This is a genomic window from Marinobacterium iners (assembly GCF_017310015.1).
GTDB classification, from domain to species: domain Bacteria; phylum Pseudomonadota; class Gammaproteobacteria; order Pseudomonadales; family Balneatricaceae; genus Marinobacterium; species Marinobacterium iners.
Genome location: NZ_CP022297.1, coordinates 1304518 through 1324915, shown reverse-complemented (window position 1 = coordinate 1324915; position 20398 = coordinate 1304518). Strand labels below are relative to the sequence as shown.

The 20398-nt window shown below is 54.2% G+C and carries 16 protein-coding genes; 3 read left to right on the top strand and 13 right to left on the bottom strand.

Annotated features, from left to right (window positions below; genetic code table 11):
* Positions 1–23 precede the first annotated feature (23 nt).
* On the bottom strand, positions 24–707 hold the full coding sequence (locus tag CFI10_RS06430; RefSeq protein WP_206840678.1) for a type 1 glutamine amidotransferase domain-containing protein: 684 nt from the start codon (positions 705–707) through the stop codon (positions 24–26).
* 250 nt (positions 708–957) lie between these two features.
* Here CFI10_RS06430 and CFI10_RS06425 point away from each other — a divergent pair, with 250 nt between their 5' ends.
* The 3 genes from CFI10_RS06425 to CFI10_RS06415 all read left to right on the top strand — a co-directional run bounded on the left by CFI10_RS06425 (position 958) and on the right by CFI10_RS06415 (position 6561).
* The gene (locus CFI10_RS06425; protein WP_206840676.1) at positions 958–1569 is read left to right on the top strand and encodes a biliverdin-producing heme oxygenase; all 612 of its coding nucleotides are present in this window, start codon (positions 958–960) and stop codon (positions 1567–1569) included.
* The gene (locus tag CFI10_RS06420) at positions 1553–5509 is read left to right on the top strand and encodes an EAL domain-containing protein (RefSeq protein ID WP_206840674.1); all 3957 of its coding nucleotides are present in this window, start codon (positions 1553–1555) and stop codon (positions 5507–5509) included. The genes CFI10_RS06425 and CFI10_RS06420 overlap by 17 nt, the downstream gene beginning before the upstream one ends.
* An 80-nt stretch (positions 5510–5589) precedes the next feature.
* Positions 5590–6561, top strand: coding sequence for an L-threonylcarbamoyladenylate synthase (locus CFI10_RS06415; RefSeq protein WP_206840672.1), 972 nt, complete (start codon positions 5590–5592; stop codon positions 6559–6561).
* Positions 6562–6583: 22 nt separating this feature from the next.
* On the opposite strand, the gene CFI10_RS06410 is transcribed toward CFI10_RS06415, so the two are convergent.
* From CFI10_RS06410 to CFI10_RS06355, 12 genes are all read right to left on the bottom strand, one after another.
* Positions 6584–8623, bottom strand: a complete 2040-nt coding sequence (locus CFI10_RS06410; RefSeq protein ID WP_206840670.1) for a sensor domain-containing diguanylate cyclase — start codon at positions 8621–8623, stop codon at positions 6584–6586.
* On the bottom strand, positions 8616–9605 hold the full coding sequence (locus tag CFI10_RS06405; protein WP_206840668.1) for a substrate-binding domain-containing protein: 990 nt from the start codon (positions 9603–9605) through the stop codon (positions 8616–8618). Before CFI10_RS06405 ends, CFI10_RS06410 begins: the two co-directional genes overlap by 8 nt.
* 215 nt (positions 9606–9820) lie before the next feature.
* On the bottom strand, positions 9821–10348 hold the full coding sequence (locus tag CFI10_RS06400) for a chemotaxis protein CheD (protein WP_206840665.1): 528 nt from the start codon (positions 10346–10348) through the stop codon (positions 9821–9823).
* An 11-nt stretch (positions 10349–10359) separates the two neighbouring features.
* Positions 10360–11412, bottom strand: a complete 1053-nt coding sequence (locus tag CFI10_RS06395; protein WP_206840663.1) for a protein-glutamate methylesterase/protein-glutamine glutaminase — start codon at positions 11410–11412, stop codon at positions 10360–10362.
* A gap of 14 nt (positions 11413–11426) precedes the next feature.
* Positions 11427–12272, bottom strand: a complete 846-nt coding sequence (locus tag CFI10_RS06390; RefSeq protein ID WP_206840661.1) for a CheR family methyltransferase — start codon at positions 12270–12272, stop codon at positions 11427–11429.
* The gene (locus tag CFI10_RS06385; RefSeq protein WP_206840659.1) at positions 12269–12814 is read right to left on the bottom strand and encodes a chemotaxis protein CheW; all 546 of its coding nucleotides are present in this window, start codon (positions 12812–12814) and stop codon (positions 12269–12271) included. Before CFI10_RS06385 ends, CFI10_RS06390 begins: the two co-directional genes overlap by 4 nt.
* 10 nt (positions 12815–12824) lie before the next feature.
* Complete coding sequence (locus CFI10_RS06380; protein WP_206840657.1) at positions 12825–14513, bottom strand: methyl-accepting chemotaxis protein; 1689 nt, start codon at positions 14511–14513, stop codon at positions 12825–12827.
* Between the two features lie 37 nt (positions 14514–14550).
* Positions 14551–16479, bottom strand: coding sequence for a chemotaxis protein CheA (locus CFI10_RS06375; protein ID WP_206840655.1), 1929 nt, complete (start codon positions 16477–16479; stop codon positions 14551–14553).
* Complete coding sequence (locus CFI10_RS06370; RefSeq protein ID WP_206840653.1) at positions 16472–16786, bottom strand: STAS domain-containing protein; 315 nt, start codon at positions 16784–16786, stop codon at positions 16472–16474. Before CFI10_RS06370 ends, CFI10_RS06375 begins: the two co-directional genes overlap by 8 nt.
* Position 16787: 1 nt before the next feature.
* Positions 16788–17150: a response regulator gene (locus CFI10_RS06365; RefSeq protein WP_206840651.1), complete on the bottom strand. Its 363-nt coding sequence runs from the start codon at positions 17148–17150 to the stop codon at positions 16788–16790.
* A gap of 11 nt (positions 17151–17161) precedes the next feature.
* Entirely contained in the window at positions 17162–18028 is an 867-nt protein-coding gene (locus CFI10_RS06360; RefSeq protein ID WP_242530185.1) for a methyl-accepting chemotaxis protein, read from the bottom strand.
* Positions 18029–18499: 471 nt separating this feature from the next.
* The gene (locus CFI10_RS06355; protein WP_206840648.1) at positions 18500–20350 is read right to left on the bottom strand and encodes an ATP-binding protein; all 1851 of its coding nucleotides are present in this window, start codon (positions 20348–20350) and stop codon (positions 18500–18502) included.
* Positions 20351–20398: the final 48 nt, after the last annotated feature.

Below are 20398 nucleotides of genomic sequence, written 5' to 3'. Positions count from 1 at the left end.
TCTCTGAGGCGGAACAGTTCAAATCAGGCGCTCGCAAGCAGTTTCAGAAGTGCCGCAGCCGATGCATCCGAAGACGCCGGGTTTTGCCCCGTCACCAACAGACCATCCACCACTACATGGCATTCCCAGTCGTTAGCGCGTTCATAGCGACCACCCTTGTCCTTGAGCATATCTTCAACCAGAAATGGCACAATATCCGTCAACTGCACCGCCGCTTCTTCGGAATTGCTGAAACCAGTCACCGTTTTGCCCTTTACCAAGGGCACACCATCAGCTCCGGTTACATGCCGTAAGACAGCCGGCGCATGACATACCGCACCAATCGGTTTCTTTTGCTCAGCGAACGCCCTGATCAGGTTGATGGAGTACGAGTCTTCGGCCAGATCCCACAATGGACCGTGACCACCCGGGTAAAAGATGGCGTCAAAGTCTCCGGCACTCACCCGTGACAGGGGGATGGTATTGGCCAGCGCCTGTTTCGCTTCACTGTCCTGATTAAAGCGCTCGGTTGCAGCCGTCTGCGCATCGGGCACAGTGCTGTTAGGGTCGACCGGGGGCTGACCGCCCTGGGGGGATGCCAGTGTGATATCTGCTCCGGCATCGCGAAACACGTAGTACGGCGCCGCGAACTCTTCCAGCCAGAAACCTGTCTTGTGCCCCGTGTCGCCCATCTTGTCGTGTGAAGTAAGCACCATCAGTATGTTCATTTCGACCTCCTGTTTTGGTATGTCGCACCCCATACGCTACAGACACTATGCTGGATCCAGCCCTGTGTGACAAACGCCTGTTTTGAAAAACGCGAACGCTACTCTGCACGGACGTTGATATCGGGTCTTGACTCACGTCACAACCGGCAACCGGAATACTCTATTTGACCGCACAACCTTCATGACATCAAATTGCGACGGCGGTATCCTTTACCAATATTCAAGAGAATGCAAAGGGCAGGGTTTCACAATGTCACAGACAACACAGCCCCCATCCCTTCACCAGCAGCTGCGGCAGGCAACACACGCGGCGCATGTGCGTCTGAACCACCACCCTCTTTTGAGTCGAATGACCCGGCCCACGCTCGATATTGAGACCTATACCCTTATTCTGCAGGCCTACTGGAGCTTCTATCAGACAGCGGAAGCCCATATCCGCAACTGCCTTGCCAGTGGCATGGCCGACTTCAACTATAGCGACCGCTACAAGACTGAATGGCTGAAACAGGATCTTGCTCACTTCGGACTCACACCCGGCGTGGATGGCTGCTGCCCTTTCACGGTTGAACTTGCCATACCAATGAACAGACCCGAGCTGGTGGGCATGATGTACCCCCTGGAGGGATCAACCCTGGGCGGCCGCGTTATCAGCCGGCATCTGATGCATAACCTGGGTATCAACGACGCCAATGGCGGGCGCTTTTTCAGCGGCTACGGTCACAATATCGAACAGCTGTGGACGCAGTTCATCCAATTCGCAGAGCGCTCGCCACAATCCAGACAGGAGCGTACACAGGCCTGCGATTACGCCATTTATCTTTTTGAAACACTTGAGGCATTTCTCGATGTCCATGTCTCCTGATTGCAGCAACACAGAGCAAGAAACCGTTTTACAGCAAGCTCTCCAGCACTGCGAACGCGAGCCTATCCATCAGGTTGGCTCTATTCAGCCCAACGGCGTTCTGCTGGCACTGGATGAAAACTTTATCATCCGCTATTGCAGTGAGAACGCTGATGCCATCTTTTCACGCCCCTGGCATGAACTGCTGGGAGAAACCTTTACAGCTTTTGTGAGCGAGTCTGATATTGAGCAGATTCAATCACTGAAAGGACTCGGAGACTGGCGCTCTTCCGCGGTGGTACAACTCACCATTAAAAGCTCCGACTGCCCGATTATACGTGATGCCGCCATTTCGTTTAACGCGCCCTATTGGCTGATTGAACTGGAAGCGACCGCACCGGACCAGAGCGAACTTTTCAGTCAAATGTTCGTACCCACCCGAGATCTCCTGTGGCAGCTGGATGCCGAGCAGAACCTGCAACACTACACCCACAAAGTCGCAGAACTGGTTCGCCTAGCCACCGGCTATGATCGCGTGATGATGTACCAATTCGACAGTAACTGGGATGGAGAGGTGATAGCGGAAAGCCGTTCAGAGCTTACCCGAAGCTACCTGGGCAACCGCTTCCCTGCCTCTGACATCCCCGCTCAGGCCAGGGCCCTGTATACCCGCAATCTGACTCGCGTTATTGCCGACGTGAATGCACCCTCATCTCAAGTCCAGGCTGAAAGCAAAAATGCTCCAAGTGCTCGGCTTGACCTGACCTACTCGGCCTACCGTTCACTTTCGCCCGTGCACCTTGAATACCTGCGCAACATGGGCGTAACCGCCACCTTGACCATTTCTTTGATTCAAAACGGAAAACTTTGGGGAATGCTGTCATGTCATCATAAAAGCCCCAAATGCGTAACGTTACGTGAGCGCGAACTTTACGAACTCATCGGCAAAACCATTTCGATCAAGCTATCGGACCTGCAGCGTAACGAAGAGAAAAAGCTCAAAGACAGAGTCAACCGGTTTCTGCGGGAGATACCGTCAAACAGCCTCGAAAAGTTGTCACCATCAGTCGCCAGTGAACTGATTTCTTTTGTAGATGCCACTGGTGTCGTATTGGTCAGCAACGGCCGCAGGTATACATATGGTCAAACTCCGTCCCTGGATGAGTTGGAAGCACTTGAGGATGAATTACGCCTGCGACAGCCCGAGCAGGTATTCCATACCGACGAGCTGGCAAGCCTTTACCCAGCGGCGGCCAACTTTGCTGATACCGCCTGCGGGATTCTGCTTGCCCCGCTGAATCACACACTGGACAACTACTTGATGTGGTGCCGAAGCAGCGTCACTTTTGTTCGCAACTGGGCCGGCATACCCCACAAGGAGTTGAGCCTGACCGAAGAAGGTTTCAGAATTTCACCTCGGCGGTCATTTGATAACTGGACCCAGACCTACAACAACAAATCAGCACCCTGGACCTCCCTGCACATTGAGCTGGCAGCCGATCTGGCCTTTGCCTTTATCAGGCAGATCAGCCAGCAATCGACCCTTGAACAGGAGCGGAATTTCCGTAACCTTGTCGAGCTTTCAGCCAATATGTTTGTTCGCCTGAATCAGAAAGGGGTCATCACGTATGCCTCTTCCGCCTGCGAGCAGATTATGGGACGTAGCCCTGCAAGTCTTGAGGGAGTGGTGTTCACTGAATTGCTGCACAGCGAAGATGCTGAAGCTTTCAGGCAGGCACTGAGCTCGATAGACAACACGCATAACCTGCAAAAGCTGGTTCTGAGCCTTACACATGCCGATGGACGGTACGTTTGGGCAGAAGTTGAACTCCGCCAGCCCAAGTGCAATGTGAGGGCGAACGGTGTAATTCTCACCGTATATGACATTACTCAGCGCCATAATTACCAGATGGCACTGGAGGATTTGCATCAACGCAATGCACTGCTGCTCAATGCCAAAGTGGACGGTATTCTCAGCATCAATGCTGCCGGTGCGATCAACTATATCAATGCAAGAGCTGTCCGGATCCTGGGATATCAGAGTGAAGACGAGCTGATCGGGAAAAACGCCCACAACCTGCTCCAGCCTTCAGACCAGAATGGTCATGCCTACACGGCAGAACAAAGCCCCTTGACCCGTGCACTGTACGCCGGGCAGGAAAAGGAAGTGTCCAGCGACCAGTTTCGCACCAGCTCCGGACAGCTTTTGCCGGTTGGATACAAGTGCATTCCTTTAACGCTCAACAACCACCGGACGGGGCTTCTGGTCGTTTTCAGGCGTCAGGACCAGCTGAACAGGTTTGGCCAGCCTGTTATCACCAGCGAAGCTGTTCTGAAGCAAACCTCAGAGGCTGTCGTTATTACAGACCCGGATGCACGCATACTTTCCGTCAATCGTTCATTCTGTTCGCTGACGGGATATAAAGAGGAAGAGGCGCTTGGCCAAAAACCATCCTTCCTCAAATCAGGCATTCACACGTCCGGCTTTTACGAGGAGCTGTGGCAGTGCCTGGGCACCCGCGGCGACTGGGAAGGAGAAATCTGGAACCGACGCAAAACAGGAGAAATATTTCCTTTCCGCGGAAGCATCTCGGCCGTGCATGATGACAACGGTAACGTGTGCAACTATGTCGGAGTCTTTGCTGACAAATCGAAAGCCAAGCAGGCCGAAGAAAACCTCCGGCTCGCCCGAAACTATGATGCGCTGACCGGACTGCCGAACAGACAATACTGCCTTGAAAAGATCCAACAGGGGATTGTATCCGCAAATCGTGACAGCGGTGAACTGGCGGTTGCCCTGCTGGATATTGATAGTTTTAAGCTGCTTAATGATACTCAGGGTCATGAGGTTGGCGACTACTTTCTAAAAACCATGGCCAACCGACTGGCCGAGATAAAACCAAAAAACAGCCTGCTTTGCCGCTGGAGTTCCGATGAATTTTTGCTGCTCTACGCCGTCAAAAACAAGGAACTGATTGCGGAAGTGATGCAGGCTCTTTTTACCCGGCTCTCAAGGCCTTTTATGTTGCCGGACCACGAGGTCATTCCATCGGCCTGTGCGGGTATCAGCTTCTATCCAGAAGATGCCACCAACACCAAGGGGCTTATCCAGGCCGCCGAAACCGCCCTGCTGCGAGCCAAGGAGTGTGGACCCGCCAGTGTTCACTTTTTCACTCCCATTTTTGCTGATCGTATTCATCGAAAATTTGAGATCGCGAGCGAGCTCCGCAGAGCCATTCGTAAAAATGAACTCCTGCTCTATTATCAGCCGCAGGTCGATAGCCTCACTCAAGAGCTGATTGGCGTTGAAGCACTTGTGCGCTGGGATCATCCGCGAAAGGGGCTTATTCCACCCAATGATTTCATTCCCCTGGCCGAGGAGTTGAATCAGATCGAGCTGGTGGGTGACTGGGTTCTCAGCAAAGCGCTGGAGCAGATGTCACACTGGCTGAGTTGTGATCTGCAGGTTCCCCGAGTCGCCGTGAATATAGCACCACAACAATTGGTGCCCGGCCTGGTTGACCGTGTGAGTGAACTGCTCGAAAGATACCACATACCTGCCTGCGCCCTGGAGCTGGAGATCACAGAGGGCGCACTGGAGCGCTGCGATGAGATTATTGACCTGCTAAACCAATTAAGGGCTATGGGTGTTCAACTCTCAATTGATGATTTCGGCACCGGATATTCCTCGCTGGCCCACCTGAAACACCTGCCGGTCAACTGCTTCAAGATAGACAAGGCGTTTGTCGACGGTCTGCCAGAGGGTACCTTCGATGCTGCCATCCTGAAAGCTGTTCTGACACTCGGTCATAGTCTGGAGATAAAGGTCCTGGCGGAAGGTGTGGAAACGCACGCGCAATTCGAGTTTCTGAGAAATCAAGGGGTAGACGCCATCCAGGGTTATTTCTTTGGCAAACCCATGAGTGCAGAGATTTTATCGGACTGGATCAGCAGACGCTGATCAGCACAGCCAAGAATGAGGTGGATGATCATGTCATGTCCGGTGTTACAATAACTGCCAGTTAGTTACTGGTGTGATCCATGAAAACAGAAAGACTCAGCGCTCAAAACCCCGACCACCTGCAACGTGCCGGCGAACTGCTGCTGGCTGGCGAGCTGGTCGCCGTGCCGACGGAAACGGTATACGGGCTGGCTGCCGATGCCTCAAACCCTGAGGCGGTAGCAAAGATTTTTGCTGCCAAACGGCGCCCGACCAACCATCCGCTAATTACACACATTGCCTCACCCGATCAGTTGCCGCGCTGGGTCAAAACCGTGCCTGACTGGGTCGCTCCCCTTGTGGCAGCTTTCTGGCCTGGCCCACTGACACTGATTTTTGATCGCCACCCCGATGTCTCGGATGTCATTACCGGTGGCCTGCCGACAATCGGTGTGCGCATGCCCGACCACTCCGTGCTGCTGTCGCTTCTGCAACGCTTCGATATTGCGGTCGCGGCACCGTCGGCCAACCCGTACCAGAAACTCAGCCCCACCAGTGCCGAGCACGTACTGGCCAGCATGGATGGCATGATTGCCGCCGTGCTTGACGGCGGTCCCTGTGGTGTCGGCACGGAATCGACCATTTTGCGTGTGGGTGAACACAGTGCAGAAATTCTTCGCAGTGGCCCCATCTCGGCTGACATGCTCCAGCCCTATCTGCAGGTACCGGTGCGCACCCCTCGCAGCCATGAGCACGCCGTCTCCGGCAACAAGAAAATTCACTATCAGCCCAATGCTCGCGTCACCCTTTGTACGCCAGACGAGATAAAGGCCCTGGCCGCATCGGCAGCGCCTCACTCAGGCGCACTGGTGTACTCACCCGCCCTGAGGTCCCTGCCTTGCCATCATCTGAAAGTGATGCCGGCCAATCACCAAGGCTATCGGCAGGCACTGTATGCCGCTCTGTACGAAGCCGATTGTGACGGTGTAAGCCAGCTGTGGGTTGAAGCACCACCCCATGATCCCGCCTGGGCGGATATATGGGACCGCCTGAGTCGCGCCGCGGCGGATTGATACCGATAACCGGGCTACAGCGTTATCCTGCAAAGCGCCGAGAGCTCGGCACCACATCAGCCAGCTTATAGCGGTTCTTGCCGCTCAGTTTCGCGTCATACATCATTTGATCGGCCTGACGCAGCAGCTGCTCGGAATCGACATCTTCATCCTGAGGATAAAAAGTCACACCAATACTGGCCGATACCTGTACCCGATCACCCTTGATATCGATGGGGCTGGATGCCACCGACAAAAGACGCTGAATCACCGGCACACAGCTGCCGGCATCATCCAGATCCGGCAGCAGAACGACAAACTCATCACCACCAATACGCACCAAGGTATCGCTTTCGCGAAGCGTCTGCCTCATTCGCTCCGACATGATGATCAGTAACTGGTCACCTGCATCGTGGCCAAACTGATCGTTAACCGCTTTAAATCCATCCAAGTCGAGAAACGCAACCGCTAAAACTTCGCTGCGCCGGCGTGCCTGAGCCATTTCCTTATGAAGCCTGTCGGCAAGCACCAGTCGATTTGGCAGGCCGGTCAGCGCATCAAAGTGGGCAAGCTGCTCCAGCTGCCGCTCATGTTCCTTGAAGTGAGAAATATCTGACAAAAGGGCTACAAAGCTCCTCACCTGCCCATCAGAATCGCGAATTGCATTAACTTTCAGGTGCGCAGGAAAAATTTCATCATTCTTGCGCTTGTTCCAAATTTCACCACTCCAATAGCCTTTACCGAGAATGGCCCGCCACATTGCTTGATAAAAACTCTCGTCGTGGTGACCTGACCTGAGCACGCGGGCATTTTCCCCAATAACCTCTTCCGCCTGATAGCCCGTTAGTCGGCAAAAAGCATGGTTGACATCACGGATTATGCCCTGAGTATCGGTAATCATGATGCCGTCACTGACATGCTCATACACACTGGCTGCCAAGTGCAGCCTGAGCTCATTTTCCTTCTGCTCTGTGATATCCTGATGGGTACCGTACATCATCAATGGCTCCCCGTCCTCTGTACTCTTGCTCACTTTGCCGCGATCCAATACCCAGACCCAATGACCCGCCTTGTGTTTCATGCGAGCTTCGCATTGATAGTAGGGAGATTCACCTGTGAAATGGCGTTGCAGCTGCTTTTCAGACTCTTTCAGATCATCAGGATGTACGAAGCTCGCCCAGGTGTCGATGGAAGTAGGGCTGAGCTCTTCAAGCGTATAACCGATAATCTCTGCCCAGCGATCATTGAACTCCGTTGCACCGGTCTGAATGTTCCACTCCCACGTACCTACGTGGGTGCCTTCTATTACATCGTGCAGCCTTGATCGCTCCCGTTTGATCTCCGCCCTGGAGCCACGGATCATGTCCAGCATGGAATTCACAGTATCGGTCAATATCGACAACTCTCGATACTTGAAATTGGGAAGCGCATTGACCGGGATGCCATCAGCATCACGCTGTTGAAGCGCTTCGGAAAAGCGGCCAAGAGGATCAAGAATTCGACGCTTGGAGAAGACGATTAGCAGCGCCATCAGAATGAGCGCCAGCAGCAGGCTGTTACTGAGACTGTCGTAAAAAACCTCTTTCTGCTTTTCTCGGACTACCGTATCGGTCATGAAGATCGACAATTTACCGATCGTCATCCCCCCGGACTGAAGCAATTCGCTGTGCTTATGGATACGATCAGTGGATAATCGCTGGTGATGGCCAGGGTGCGAAGCATCGTACGGAAGGATATGTCCATCTGAGCTGCGAATCATTCCAGTGATGTATTCGGGCCGGCCCAGCACTTCAGCCATATTTGAGTCTTCGATCAGGATGGCAGCATAGCCCCGCTGCACCATTTCGGTTTGAACAAGGTTTTGATAATCATTGACCGCATAAGCCTGCATGTACGGCACAACGTTTTCGGACAGTCGGATCAGGCTGGATCGCGCCTGCTCGTTCATGTCGGCAATGATCTGCTCTTTCTGGATAAAAAAGGTGTACACCCCATGGGCAGGCACAACCAGCATAACGCTGACAACTGCCAACAGACCAAGTGAAACCAGAAGCGAAGGCTGGTCACGACCCTGTCTAGTCATTGAACTGCTCAATACTCAGCCCCAACACGTTTTTGTGAATGAGCGGCAAAAGCTCGTCTACATTGTCAGGTGATACTGCCAACACAGGTAACATCTGACGCGAAGGAACAGGATCCCCCTTTATATGAGCATCCAATGAGCTGACCGCCTTTTCTCCGATAAGACGTGGCTGCTGCATACCGGCGGCTACCAGCTCTTTCTGACGAATCATTTCTATGAACTCTGGCTCTGCATCAAAGCAGATCAACAGAACATCGCCTTCACGGCCTTCATCATGAATCGCATCCAGTGCAGCCTGATAACGATTAGAGCCCTGCAGCCAGATTGCACGCAGATCCGAATTATCCTTAATCAGCTCGCGGCTGAAACGATAGGTTTCTTCATAGGAGAAATCCACCTGCTGACGAATGCCGGCCATCCTGAAGCTGGATGTTTTTAGCGCATTGACAAACCCTCGTGTGCGAGCCTGACCGTTTTTACGACTCTGGGGTATCGACACTATTCCCACACCGCCCTGTGACCATCCCCTGGCCTCAAGCGCCTTCACCAGTAACAGACCCAGCTCGTATGCCCCCTGCTCATTATCGGACTGTATATAGCTGACATACTTGCCTGCTTTTGTTCCTATATCGGCAATCACAACCGGCACACCGGCCTCGGCTGCAAGCTCCAGAATGGTCACTGCCGCTGAGGAATTGGTAGGTGAAACGACCAAGCCCGCTATATCGCTTTCAAGGGCCTGAACAGTATTGAGCAGCTCCTGACGAGCATTGTTGTCGGCACTGTACACATCCAATGTAAAGCCCAACTCGGCCGCGCGCTGTTTGGCTCCGCCAGCCATAATGCTCCAGAACGGTATGCGCACATCAGAAACAAGGTAGGCCAGCCGGGGAGTCTCCGTTGCGCTGACCAAGGGGGACAGAAGCAACAGCACAATCACTGCACTGCGCACCTGAATATTGACGAAATATGACTTGAGCACTGCTGAATCTCTGTCAATTTGGCTTCATCAAGCAGTAAGCAATGCTCTCGGTACCAAGTCAAGAATATTCAACAGCAGCTCTGCGCCAGCGCAAGTGTTCTGCAGAGGCCTGCGCGAAAAACCGGGCACAGGCGTATTATATCTGTCCTTTGAACGACTCCATGCCAGCCGGCCCCCTGTAGTTGCCCTCTCTAACTGAACTCTACCGCCGGTGGTCAATAAAAGTACCTGGCCTTCGCAAACTCCACGCTGGCATGACCTGTTATTGGGTCAAACTCGACCTTTCTATACCCGTCCTCGCCCACATCCGCTTCCAGGATTCTGACTCCCGCCTCTGCCAGCATGGCAAATGCATGCGCTGCGTTGGCTTCCCCTACGGGACTGCAGTCAACATTCAAGCATCCACTCACAGGCATGACTCGCACCCCTGCCAGCATGTTTCCACCACCGTAAATACGGGCTTCATATTCATTCAGATTCGTGCCATTGCGCCTGGCTGCAAGTCGAAATAGCTCAAGGCAATCGTCACCGTATCGTGCATCTGGTGTACCGGCGGCTCCAGCAGGCCTGCGCGGCAGTACATAATGACACATGCCACTTAATCCCAACCGAGGGTGTCTGAGTGTAATGGCGACACAGGAACCCAGCAGCGTACGCAATTGCTTGCGTCCTCGCCCGAAAACCAGTTCACCGGCATGGATGACAAGGTGGTGCGCGTGGCGATCGCGTTGCATTTTATTCATCGGGGATTCAGTCATCGGGCAGCCTGAAGTATCGCGGCAGCCATACCATCGAGTGGTAGTTGCTGAGCAACGGCACCACGCAGATAGGCCTCCCTTGGCATGCCGTAAACAACACTGGTCGCTTCATCCTGCCCGAGGGTCCAGGCTCCCGCCTCCCGCATTTCCTTCAGGCCATTCGCGCCATCATCACCCATACCCGTAAGAATTGCGCCGATCGCGTTTTGACCCGCATAACGCGCGGCTGAGCGGAACAGGACATCCACAGATGGTCGATGGCGTGAGACAAGTGGGCCATCTCGTAATTCAACGTAATAACGCGCCCCGCTGCGTCGAATCAGCATATGCCGATTACCCGGGGCGATGAGGGCATGCCCACGCAAAAGCGCATCTCCATCTTCTGCCTCTTTGACTCGAATATCACAAATCTGGTCAAGTCGATTCGCAAACGAACGTGTAAAGCCCTCTGGCATGTGCTGCACAATCGCAATCGCGGGACAATCACCGGGCATCGCACCCAGCAGCTTACGCAAGGCATCTGTACCGCCTGTCGATGAACCAACAGCGATCACTTTTTCTGTCGTCTTCTGCAGAGCCAAATGTCCCGCTGCCAGAATCACATCGGCATTCAGTTTCGGTTTCACTCCCTCATTGAACAGGCTGAGCTTGGATACGCGTGCATGTGCAGCCCCTTTAATGGCATCGATAATACGGTTGCGCGAATCATGCAAAAACTGCTGTGTACCCAGCACTGGCTTGGCGATGATATCAACCGCACCATATTCAAGTGCCCTGACCTGAGTCTCGCCCGCTTCCACCAGTGATGAGCAGATCACGACGGGTATGGGGTGTTGTGACATCAATTTACGCAGAAAGGTTAGACCATCCATGCGCGGCATCTCGACATCCAGTGTCATCACATCCGGTTTCATATGACGCAACTGTTCAACTGCCCGGTAAGGATCAGCGGCTACACCGATGACCTCAATTCCGGGGTCGCTGCCGAGAATTTCGCTGAGTGCGTGACGCACAACGGCAGAATCATCCACGATCAGAACTTTGATCACGCTGGTCTCTTCCCTTATGAGATACGCCGATAGACGGTGGGATAAAGTGTCTCAAAACCGTTGCGCTGATGCCCAATGCTCTCGGAGTGACCAATAAACAGGAGTCCACCCACCCGCAGCGAGGTACGCAATCGCTCAATGATGTTCTGTCGATCATCATTGCTGAAATAGATCATCACATTGCGACAGAAAATCACGTCGTACTCGGGTGTGCGGGGGTAATCACCATCCACCAGGTTGAAACGTGAAAAGCTCACCCGCTCCCGCAGTTCGGGCACAATCCTGACCTGTTGGCGTGCAGGGTCACGACTTTTCAGCAGATACCGATGACGCAATGGTTCATCCACGGGGGCAATCCGTGCCACTGGATAGATCGCTTGCCGCGCCACCGACAGAACGGATGGCGCAATATCAGTGGCATGAATCTGAAAGTTGAACTCGGGCTTATCCCTTTTTAATTCACTCAACACCATCGCCAGCGTGTAGGGTTCTTCACCGGTTGAACAGGCCGAACTCCAGACACTCAAGGGCCTGCTGACACCGGCTTCGTGGCCACTAGAGAGAGCCTGCTGAAGATACTGACTCAGAAACCTGAAGTGTTCAGGCTCACGAAAGAACTCCGTTTTATTGGTCGTGATCGCATCCAGCAACCACTCGCGCTCGGCTTCGTTGTCGGCATCCGAGAGTGCCAGATCAAGGTAAGCCGTAAAGCTGGACTGCCCGGTTGCACGCAGTCGCTTGCGCAAGCGTGCCTCGATCAGGTTTCGCTTGTGTTCCGGCAACTGTATGCCGGCTGTACTTTGGACATATTGAGCCACCCGGAGGTGGTCTTCAGCGGTCAATGTCGTTGCAGCTGTCACACCGACACCTCCTCAGCGTCAGCGGAGGCACGACGTTCATCCACAGCCGATTCATGTAATACCGTTTCCAGCTCGTCACGACTGAATATCAGGGCAAGACGCAGCAGAATGATAAAATCATCCTCGTGCCGCGCCAGCCCGTCGATAAAGCTGCTCTTGATCCGTGCTCCCAGCCGAGGTGGCGGACTGATCAAGGCTGGATCGAGCTCGACCACTTCATTGACACGATCCGCCAGCACACCCAGAGGGGTGCGCTTGCCATCCAGCTCGACATCAATAATGACGATGCAGGTTTCCACACTGACCGGGGCGATCTGCATGCCAAAAAGTCGTCGCAGGTCGACCACCGGAATCACCCTTCCACGCAGGTTAAGCACCCCCAGCATATAATCCGGTGTACGCGGTACACGCGTCACATCGCGGTATTCAAGCACCTCTTGAATACCACTGATCTCAACACCGAAAGAGTCGCCATCCAGCATAAATGACAGAATCTGCCGCGGGGTCGTATCAACCGTTTCCGAATCCCTGTTGCGCTCCATGCCGGTCTCCTTAATAGCGGACGAAATCGTCATCAAGATCAATCTGAATGCCGTCGGCACCTGCCAGTACACCACCCCCTGTTGCAGCCTGGGGCCGCTTGATACTGTGCTTGCCAGCTACAGGTTTTGAGTGATGTGTCTGTGACGAAGCGTTGCCGCTGCTTTTCCCTGCTTGGCTGACATTGGCGGATACTTTGAAAAAGGCGGTTGTGCCATCTAGTTGCTCTGCCTGTGCAGACAACTCTTCAGTGGTTGCAGCCATCTCTTCGGCAGAGGCAGCGGACTGTTGTACCACTTGATCAAGCTGCTGCAGCGCTTTCGAAATCTCGGCGGCACCCTTGTTCTGTTCAACCGATGCCGCACTGATCTCCTGTACCAATCCAGAGGTGCGTTGAATGCTCGGCACCAGTTCAAGCAACATTTCACCGGCACGCTCTGAAAGCTCAAGACTGTTGCGAGAGCGCTCGACTATTTCTCCCGCTGCCCGCTGGCTGCGTTCCGCCAGCTTGCGCACCTCCGCGGCTACAACCGTGAAGCCCTTACCATGCTCACCGGCACGCGCCGCTTCGATCGCCGCATTGAGCGCCAGCAGATTGGTCTGACGGGCTATTTCCTCAATGATGCCGATCTTTTCGGCAATGTCCTGCATCGCTGAAACCGCCTCACGTACCGCATCGCCAGTACTCTGCGCACTGGTGGCAGCCTGCTGTGCAATCTGTTCGGTTTGACGGGCATTGTCTGCCGTTTGGGAGATGTTCGCCGTCATCTCTTCCATGGATGAAGAAACCTCTTCAAGTGACGCCGCCTGCTCGGTCGCCCCCTGTGCCACCTGTTGGCCAGTGCTGCTGATCTCAATGCTGCCTGCCGCCACATTTGAAGATGCTTCCTTGATCTCGGCCACGATATCGCGAAGCTTCTCATTCATGTTGCGCAGCACCCCGTAAATATCGCCATCGCTGACACGCGGGTCGAACAACTGGTCGAGATCACCTCTGCCGATACGGCTGGCGATGCGACTGACTTCGTTTATGCGCAGGATGATCAAAGTGGCAGCCAAAATACCGATCACCAGTGAAACCAGTGTCACACCAATGAGCTGGCCTCGCGCCTGACTGTAGGCCTGTTCCGCTTCACTGACAGCGGCCTGCATTTCAGTGTCACTGATCTGTACGATCTGACGTACCTGATCGACCGCCTCCTGCAGCACCGCGTCTCCACTACCGACCAGCAGCCGGTAGGCTTCTCGCTCTTTACCATCCGCTGATCCATTTTGCTCAAGGGGATCGGCAGCCTGTCTCACCAGATCACGCACTTGTACCACCATGTCGCCGTAACGCTGGAACGAAGCCTGGAAAGACTCCAGTGCCTCACGCCCATTAACCGAAACAATCAGTGGTGCCATCAGTACCAGGTCATCCTTAATTCGCTGCCGTGCTTCTGCACTGGCGGCTGAAAAGCGATCTCGGTTCTGCTGGCTCTGTGCCAGCATGAAGTTTTTGGTTTGGGAATCCATCTCCAGCAGGTTGCCGCGCATGCGTCCAGCCAGTTTGACCTTTTCGGCAGGGCCTGAAACAGTCGACTGCAAACGTGTCTGCGCCTGTTCCAGTGCCTGCAGACTCCATACACTGTTCAGTGCCAGCAGGCCCACGAGAAGCGCGAAGCCAACATAGAGCAGCGCCTTAAGTGTGATTCGTTTCATCACATTATCCTTCGTTAATAAATCGCTAGTGTTTGTTTCAGGCTCGCAGTTCCGCCACGAGCTCCGGCAGATCAAGGATCATGGCGATCCGGCCGTTGCCCATGATGGTTGCACCCATCATTCCGGGTACGCTCTGATAGAGGCGTCCCAGGTTCTTGATTACTGTCTGGTGATGACCGATGACTTCATCGACCGTGACGCCATACCGTGCGTCATCAACACGCACGATGACGGTCTGCTGAATGTCTGGATGCTCTCCGGCAATATCAAAACAATCTCTGAGACTAAGAGAAGGCACCAGCTCGTCGCGATGTCTCAGCAGACGAACACCCTGATCATCGCAAGGCTCTGTTCCGGTTGATTCGATGCACTCTTCAACAGCACTCAGCGGGATGACATAATGGTCATCCGCAACGGCCACCATCAGCCCTTCTATGATTGCCAGTGTCATCGGCAGGCGGATCCGCACACAGGTGCCCTTGCCACGGGTCGACTCGATCGTGACACGTCCCTGCAGTGCCTCCACGGAACGTTTGACCACATCCATGCCCACACCCCGCCCGGAAAGATCCGATACCGCTTCGGCGGTTGAGAAACCCGGCTCGAACACCAGCTGGTGAATTGCCTGCTCGTCCAGAGACTCATGCGCCTCTATTAACCCACGCTCAACCGCACGCGCCTGAATTCGGTCTGTATCGAGGCCTGCGCCATCATCGCTGACACAGATCAGCACCTGTCCCTGATGTTGGCTGGCGCTGAGCGTCAAACGTGCGCACCGCTCCTTACCGGCTTGGATACGCTGTTCAGGTTGCTCAATACCGTGATCAAGGCTGTTGCGCAGCAGGTGTATGAGTGGGTCGGCCAAACGATCCAGCATGACCTTGTCCAGCTCCGTCTCGGCGCCATCGGTTTCAAGTACCACCTCCTTGCCCAGCTCGGGAGCAATATCACGCACCATGCGCCTGAAGCGGCCAAAGATGGAGCCAATCGGCAGCATTCGAATTTCAAATGCGTTATCGCGCAGACCCGATGCCAGGCGCTCGAACTCTTCTGCCAAAACAGCTGTACGCTCATCACCTGTATCAATTGCCAGCTGGTTAAGACGCGCCTGCAGGATGACCAACTCACCGACTTGATTCATTAATTGATCCAGCTTTTGCTGGGTGACCCGGATACTGGCTTCGGGAACGGCTTCAGCCGTTTTCTGGTCTTCATGAACAATGGGGGCAGACCCATTGCGGACGTGCGCCATGTCGCTGCCAACTGCATCAGACAGATCGCTGACTGGCTGGATATCAACGTCCCACTCGTCCAGAACAAAAAAGAACGCCTCTTCGATCTGGTCCATGTTTGCATGGGTTTCAAGCATGACCCGAACCGAGAGATGGCAGCTTTCAGGATCAAATGTCGCCGACAACGCTTGCTCTTCAAACTCGGTTGTTACGCTGGCGGTACCGAGTGCGTCCAGCTCCCGCAATACCGGCAGCAGATCGAATCCTTCCCGAAAAGCATCCGCTGAAGGTCTGATCACGATGTTGAACTGCCTGCACTTTTGCGCCGGTGTACTCTGCTCCACTGGCTCATGCGCAACTTCGGCTGCCAATAACCGCTGAACCTGACGGGTCAGACTCTCACTGATGTGCACGAGCGAATCCGACGGTGTTGGCTCGACCAGCAACTGCTCAATGTGATCACGCGCATGCAACAGAAGATCAACGCCATCCTTCGCAAGCACCAGACGATCGGAACGCACGGCATCCAGAAATGTTTCCAGGTGGTGCGTAAAGCGAGAGAGGTGATCAAAGCCGACCATGCCGGATGCTCCCTTGATGGTATGCATTGCTCTGAAAAGAGGCGCGATCAAGGCGTGATCTCCCGGCCGCTCATCCATATCCAGCAGTGCCGTTTCCATTTCAAGCAGATGCTCTGCCGCCTCCTGGCGAAATATCTCCACAGCTTCATTCATGGCTGGCCTCACCTGTTGCCGGCAGCAGAGCCGTCAACCCCATAAGCCTGAGTGCTTCAGACACTGGAGCACTCGCAGAACAGATCACAGGGCAGGTCTGTTGTGGTTTCGCTCGTGCTGCCATAATCAGCAGCCACTGAATACCTGCAGCATCTACCTCTTCAACGGTATTCAACTCCAGTTGTATCCCCTGTACAGAGCCTTTTTCGCGCCACCGATTTTCCAGCCTAGCCACATCAAAAATGGTCAGAGAAGCACCCACATCCAAACCTGGCAGGTTCAACTGATCGGCTGTTACAGTTGCCATCTCAGGCCAACCTTGCCACGGCTGCCAACAGGACATCAGGCTTAAAAGGCTTGACCAGCCAGGCCTTGGCACCGGCGGCCTTGCCTTCAGCCTTTTTTGCCTCCTCCGACTCAGTGGTCAGCATCAGTACCGGCGTAAACCGGTATGCCGGTTTTTGTTTCAATTCACGCACCAGCGTGATGCCATCCATCCTGGGCATATTCACATCGCTGACAATCAGGTGGAAACGCCGCCCATCCAGCTTGCCGAGGGCATCATGGCCATCGTTTGCGGTCACGACATCATGCCCCGCACCGCGCAGCGCCATACTGACGACTTGGCGGACGGATGCGGAATCATCGACGACAAGAATGCTCTTGCTCATGGGGGTACTCCTCAGAAAAAAGTAATCTCGTTATGTGGGGTCGGGTGGTGGGCACTCGTGTTGCCGACAAAAACGCGTCGCTCGGCATCCGTTGACGCGCGCTTGCGCATATCATCAAGCAAGGTACTGGCGCCATTGATAAAAGGCTCCAGCTGCTCGTCATTACGTAACGCTGCCAGTTGGTTGAAGTCATCGAGGGCTTCGATAATGTGGCCTGTGATCTGGCTCAGCTGGTCCTGGAATTGCAGGTTCACAATCACATCACTCACCTTGCCCTCAACTTCCTGCTTAAGTTGCAACAGCTCTTTGGCATCTACTGTGATGGCATCAACCCGCTGGCGCATCGTCCCCAGAGTTTCATCAATGGTGTGCCGGTTACTGGCAATGGCAGTGCGTGAGCAATCAAGATTGTGTTGTGCCTGCTGTACCACCTGCTCCATCTGACGATTAACTTGCTGCACCACATCAGTAATCTGCTCGCCGGTTTCTGAGGAACGCGCTGCCAACATACGTACCTCGCTGGCCACGACCGCAAAACCACGTCCCATATGGCCCGCCCTTGCCGCTTCAATCGCTGCGTTCAATGCCAGCAAATTGATACGCTCGGCGATATGCCGCACCTGTGCCGCGTGTTCGACCAGTACTGCGTTCTGCTTTGCCAGCTGATCGATCAACTGATTGGTTTGCTCCTCACGATGACAACCGGACTCCAATGCATGCCACAGCTTATCGAACGCATCATGAGCCGATGCACTGACCCCGGCCAGTGCCTGCTGTTTGCGCGCGAAAGCTGCTTCGTCACCGGCATCGACCGCACGGTTGAACTGATCGTTGATCTCTTCAAATCGCTCGGCGATGTGCGTCACGGCGCCTTCCATCAAACCACGCCCACTGAGCAGGGTGTCTTTCCAGGCGGGTACAACTTCATCCAGCGCATGTATCAAGGCGTCGCAGGCAGCGTAATAATGCTGCTGCTTTTCGTGCTCATGCTGTTCGCGGGCACTTTCAATAACCAGACCCTGCCTGTATTGAGCGATGCCTTTCAAAACGAGAATTACCACTGCAACGGCACCGAGCACGAGCGGGGCCGAAAGCCAGCCCTCCGTCATCAAGGTCACCACCATGAGTCCTGACAACAGCAACGCCAGCCAAACCAGCTGGCGCTGAAGTGATTCCAGCACCGGTTTCTGGTTTTTCTGATTTTCACCGCTAAAGATCGGATAAATCATACGATTTCCCTTTATATTCAATTACCTGAAGTAGCCTGAGTAATACAAGTCAGCTGAATTTGGAGTGCAAAGTGCCCTGGGTAGCTGTCAGGCCATCCTGTCAGTGCGTCAAATTCGGAATTATTGTGTTGTCGGGGGCCCTGCTGCTTTAACTGATTGCCAGTGGCACAGCAGATGCTTGAGCGCGTTGAAATCAATAGGCTTTGGCAGATAGTCATCCATACCTGCCGCCAGGTAGCGCTCGCTGTCACCTTTCATCGCATTCGCGGTCAATCCTATTATTGGAATGGATGCAACGGGTGGCTGAAGCTGGCGGATATGCCGTGTCGCCTCGAGTCCATCCATAACCGGCATCTGTATATCCATCAAAACCAGATCATAACTGGACTGCTCCAGCAACCTCAGCGCCTGTTCGCCATCTGCAGCCACATCCGCCTGGTGGCCCAAGTGTGCGAGCATCTTGCCAGCGACCAGCTGGTTGGTCGGGTTATCCTCGACCAGCAGAATGTTCAGTCCTGTGTTTGGGGGTGCATCTGAAGCATCGCTGCTCTCGACTGCCGATTCCCTCTTTTCAGTGTCTGGCTCAGACACGGGTTCAGCACACATCAGCGGCACATGAAACCAGAAAGTTGAACCTTTGCCTGGGGTGCTGAAGAAATCGATCTTGCCCCTCATCGCCTCTACAATGCGCTTGCAAATCGCAAGCCCAAGGCCTGTGCCTCCAAAGTGACGTTCGGTAGACGAGTCGGCCTGACTGAACGCCTTGAAGAGACGAGAACGAACCTCAGGGCTGATGCCTATTCCGGTGTCGACCACTTCACATAGAAGGTGCGAGCGTCCGTGTTCATCAAGGTAACTCCGCACCACCAGCTTGACCTCACCACTGGGCGTGAACTTGATTGCATTCCCTACCAGATTGAGGAGTACCTGGCGCAACCGTGTTGCATCTGCCCTGAAATGCCCTGTCAGATGAGGCCCGATATCGCTGCTCAGAGTAACCCCGTTTTCAGCTGCGCTGTGCTGGAACAGCTCAATGGTTTCTCTGATGAGGGTATGTACTTCAAACGATTCATCGATCAACTCAAAGGCACCGGACTCCATTTTGGAAATATCGAGGATGTCGTTCAGAATGGTCATCAGCGCATTGGATGACTGGCCAACCGTCTCAACGTAGCGGCGCTGCTCATCATCCAAATCGGTCTCTGCCAACAGACGTGTCAGACCGATTATGCCGTTCATGGGCGTTCTCAGCTCATGGCTCATGGTCGCCAGGAACTCCGACTTGGCCTGATCAGCGGCACGGGCTTCTTGTGCTGTCACCTCCAGTGTCTGCGCCAGACTCAAGGCGTTGTCGCGCGCCTTGCGGGTGGCACTGGTCTGTCGCCACAGCATGTAAATCATGATGGCAGTTGATAGCGTAATGAGGGCCATCAACAGTGCCAGATAGTTGAAAAGCCCCTTCACATCCTTACGGGTCAGTACCTTGAGCCGGGTGGTATGATCAAGCGCACTCAACAGAACCTGGTTGGATGCTTCATATATACGTTCGGAGTGCTGTCGGAGCTGAGTGATATCCTCTGCACTTGGCTGACCAAACACGGTTTCATCCATCTGCTCAAGCAGTTGCTCAATGCGTTCGATCGCCGTTCGGGTGTCCGGGTATTCTGCAAAAACATCCCCAAGTTGGCCGCCAGAGACAATGGACAGTCGACTGATGAGAATATCGAAGCGAAGGCGCAACTCATCCAAAAGAGCGGGATCATCCACGCGCTGCTCCAGCAGGGTCAGCACGGTTTTCAGCTGCAGGCTCTCTCTGTCCATCTGGTGTGCGGCCCACAGTGCATTTTCCTGCACGGCACTGACCACAGACTGCTCTTTTTTACTGATCAGAACAAAGGTATAGGCCATAGCCAGCAAACATAAGACTGTAATGATTAACAGCGCCCTGAGCTTTACATTCCATACAGCCATGCTTGCGGCCCTCATCCCAGGACTTGCTGAAGCGACCAAGCCTTGCCT

What these genes read in the sequence shown, in the direction of transcription:
- CFI10_RS06360 (WP_242530185.1), bottom strand. Translation starts at nt 18,028, where the DNA reads ATGGAAGGCGCCGTGACGCACATCGCCGAGCGATTTGAAGAGATCAAC.
- CFI10_RS06380 (WP_206840657.1), bottom strand. Translation starts at nt 14,513, where the DNA reads ATGAAACGAATCACACTTAAGGCGCTGCTCTATGTTGGCTTCGCGCTT.
- CFI10_RS06375 (WP_206840655.1), bottom strand. Translation starts at nt 16,479, where the DNA reads ATGAATGAAGCTGTGGAGATATTTCGCCAGGAGGCGGCAGAGCATCTG.
- CFI10_RS06415 (WP_206840672.1), top strand. Translation starts at nt 5,590, where the DNA reads ATGAAAACAGAAAGACTCAGCGCTCAAAACCCCGACCACCTGCAACGT.
- CFI10_RS06430 (WP_206840678.1), bottom strand. Translation starts at nt 707, where the DNA reads ATGAACATACTGATGGTGCTTACTTCACACGACAAGATGGGCGACACG.
- CFI10_RS06425 (WP_206840676.1), top strand. Translation starts at nt 958, where the DNA reads ATGTCACAGACAACACAGCCCCCATCCCTTCACCAGCAGCTGCGGCAG.
- CFI10_RS06355 (WP_206840648.1), bottom strand. Translation starts at nt 20,350, where the DNA reads ATGGCTGTATGGAATGTAAAGCTCAGGGCGCTGTTAATCATTACAGTC.
- CFI10_RS06370 (WP_206840653.1), bottom strand. Translation starts at nt 16,786, where the DNA reads ATGGCAACTGTAACAGCCGATCAGTTGAACCTGCCAGGTTTGGATGTG.
- CFI10_RS06420 (WP_206840674.1), top strand. Translation starts at nt 1,553, where the DNA reads ATGTCCATGTCTCCTGATTGCAGCAACACAGAGCAAGAAACCGTTTTA.
- CFI10_RS06365 (WP_206840651.1), bottom strand. Translation starts at nt 17,150, where the DNA reads ATGAGCAAGAGCATTCTTGTCGTCGATGATTCCGCATCCGTCCGCCAA.
- CFI10_RS06385 (WP_206840659.1), bottom strand. Translation starts at nt 12,814, where the DNA reads ATGGAGCGCAACAGGGATTCGGAAACGGTTGATACGACCCCGCGGCAG.
- CFI10_RS06410 (WP_206840670.1), bottom strand. Translation starts at nt 8,623, where the DNA reads ATGACTAGACAGGGTCGTGACCAGCCTTCGCTTCTGGTTTCACTTGGT.
- CFI10_RS06400 (WP_206840665.1), bottom strand. Translation starts at nt 10,348, where the DNA reads ATGAATAAAATGCAACGCGATCGCCACGCGCACCACCTTGTCATCCAT.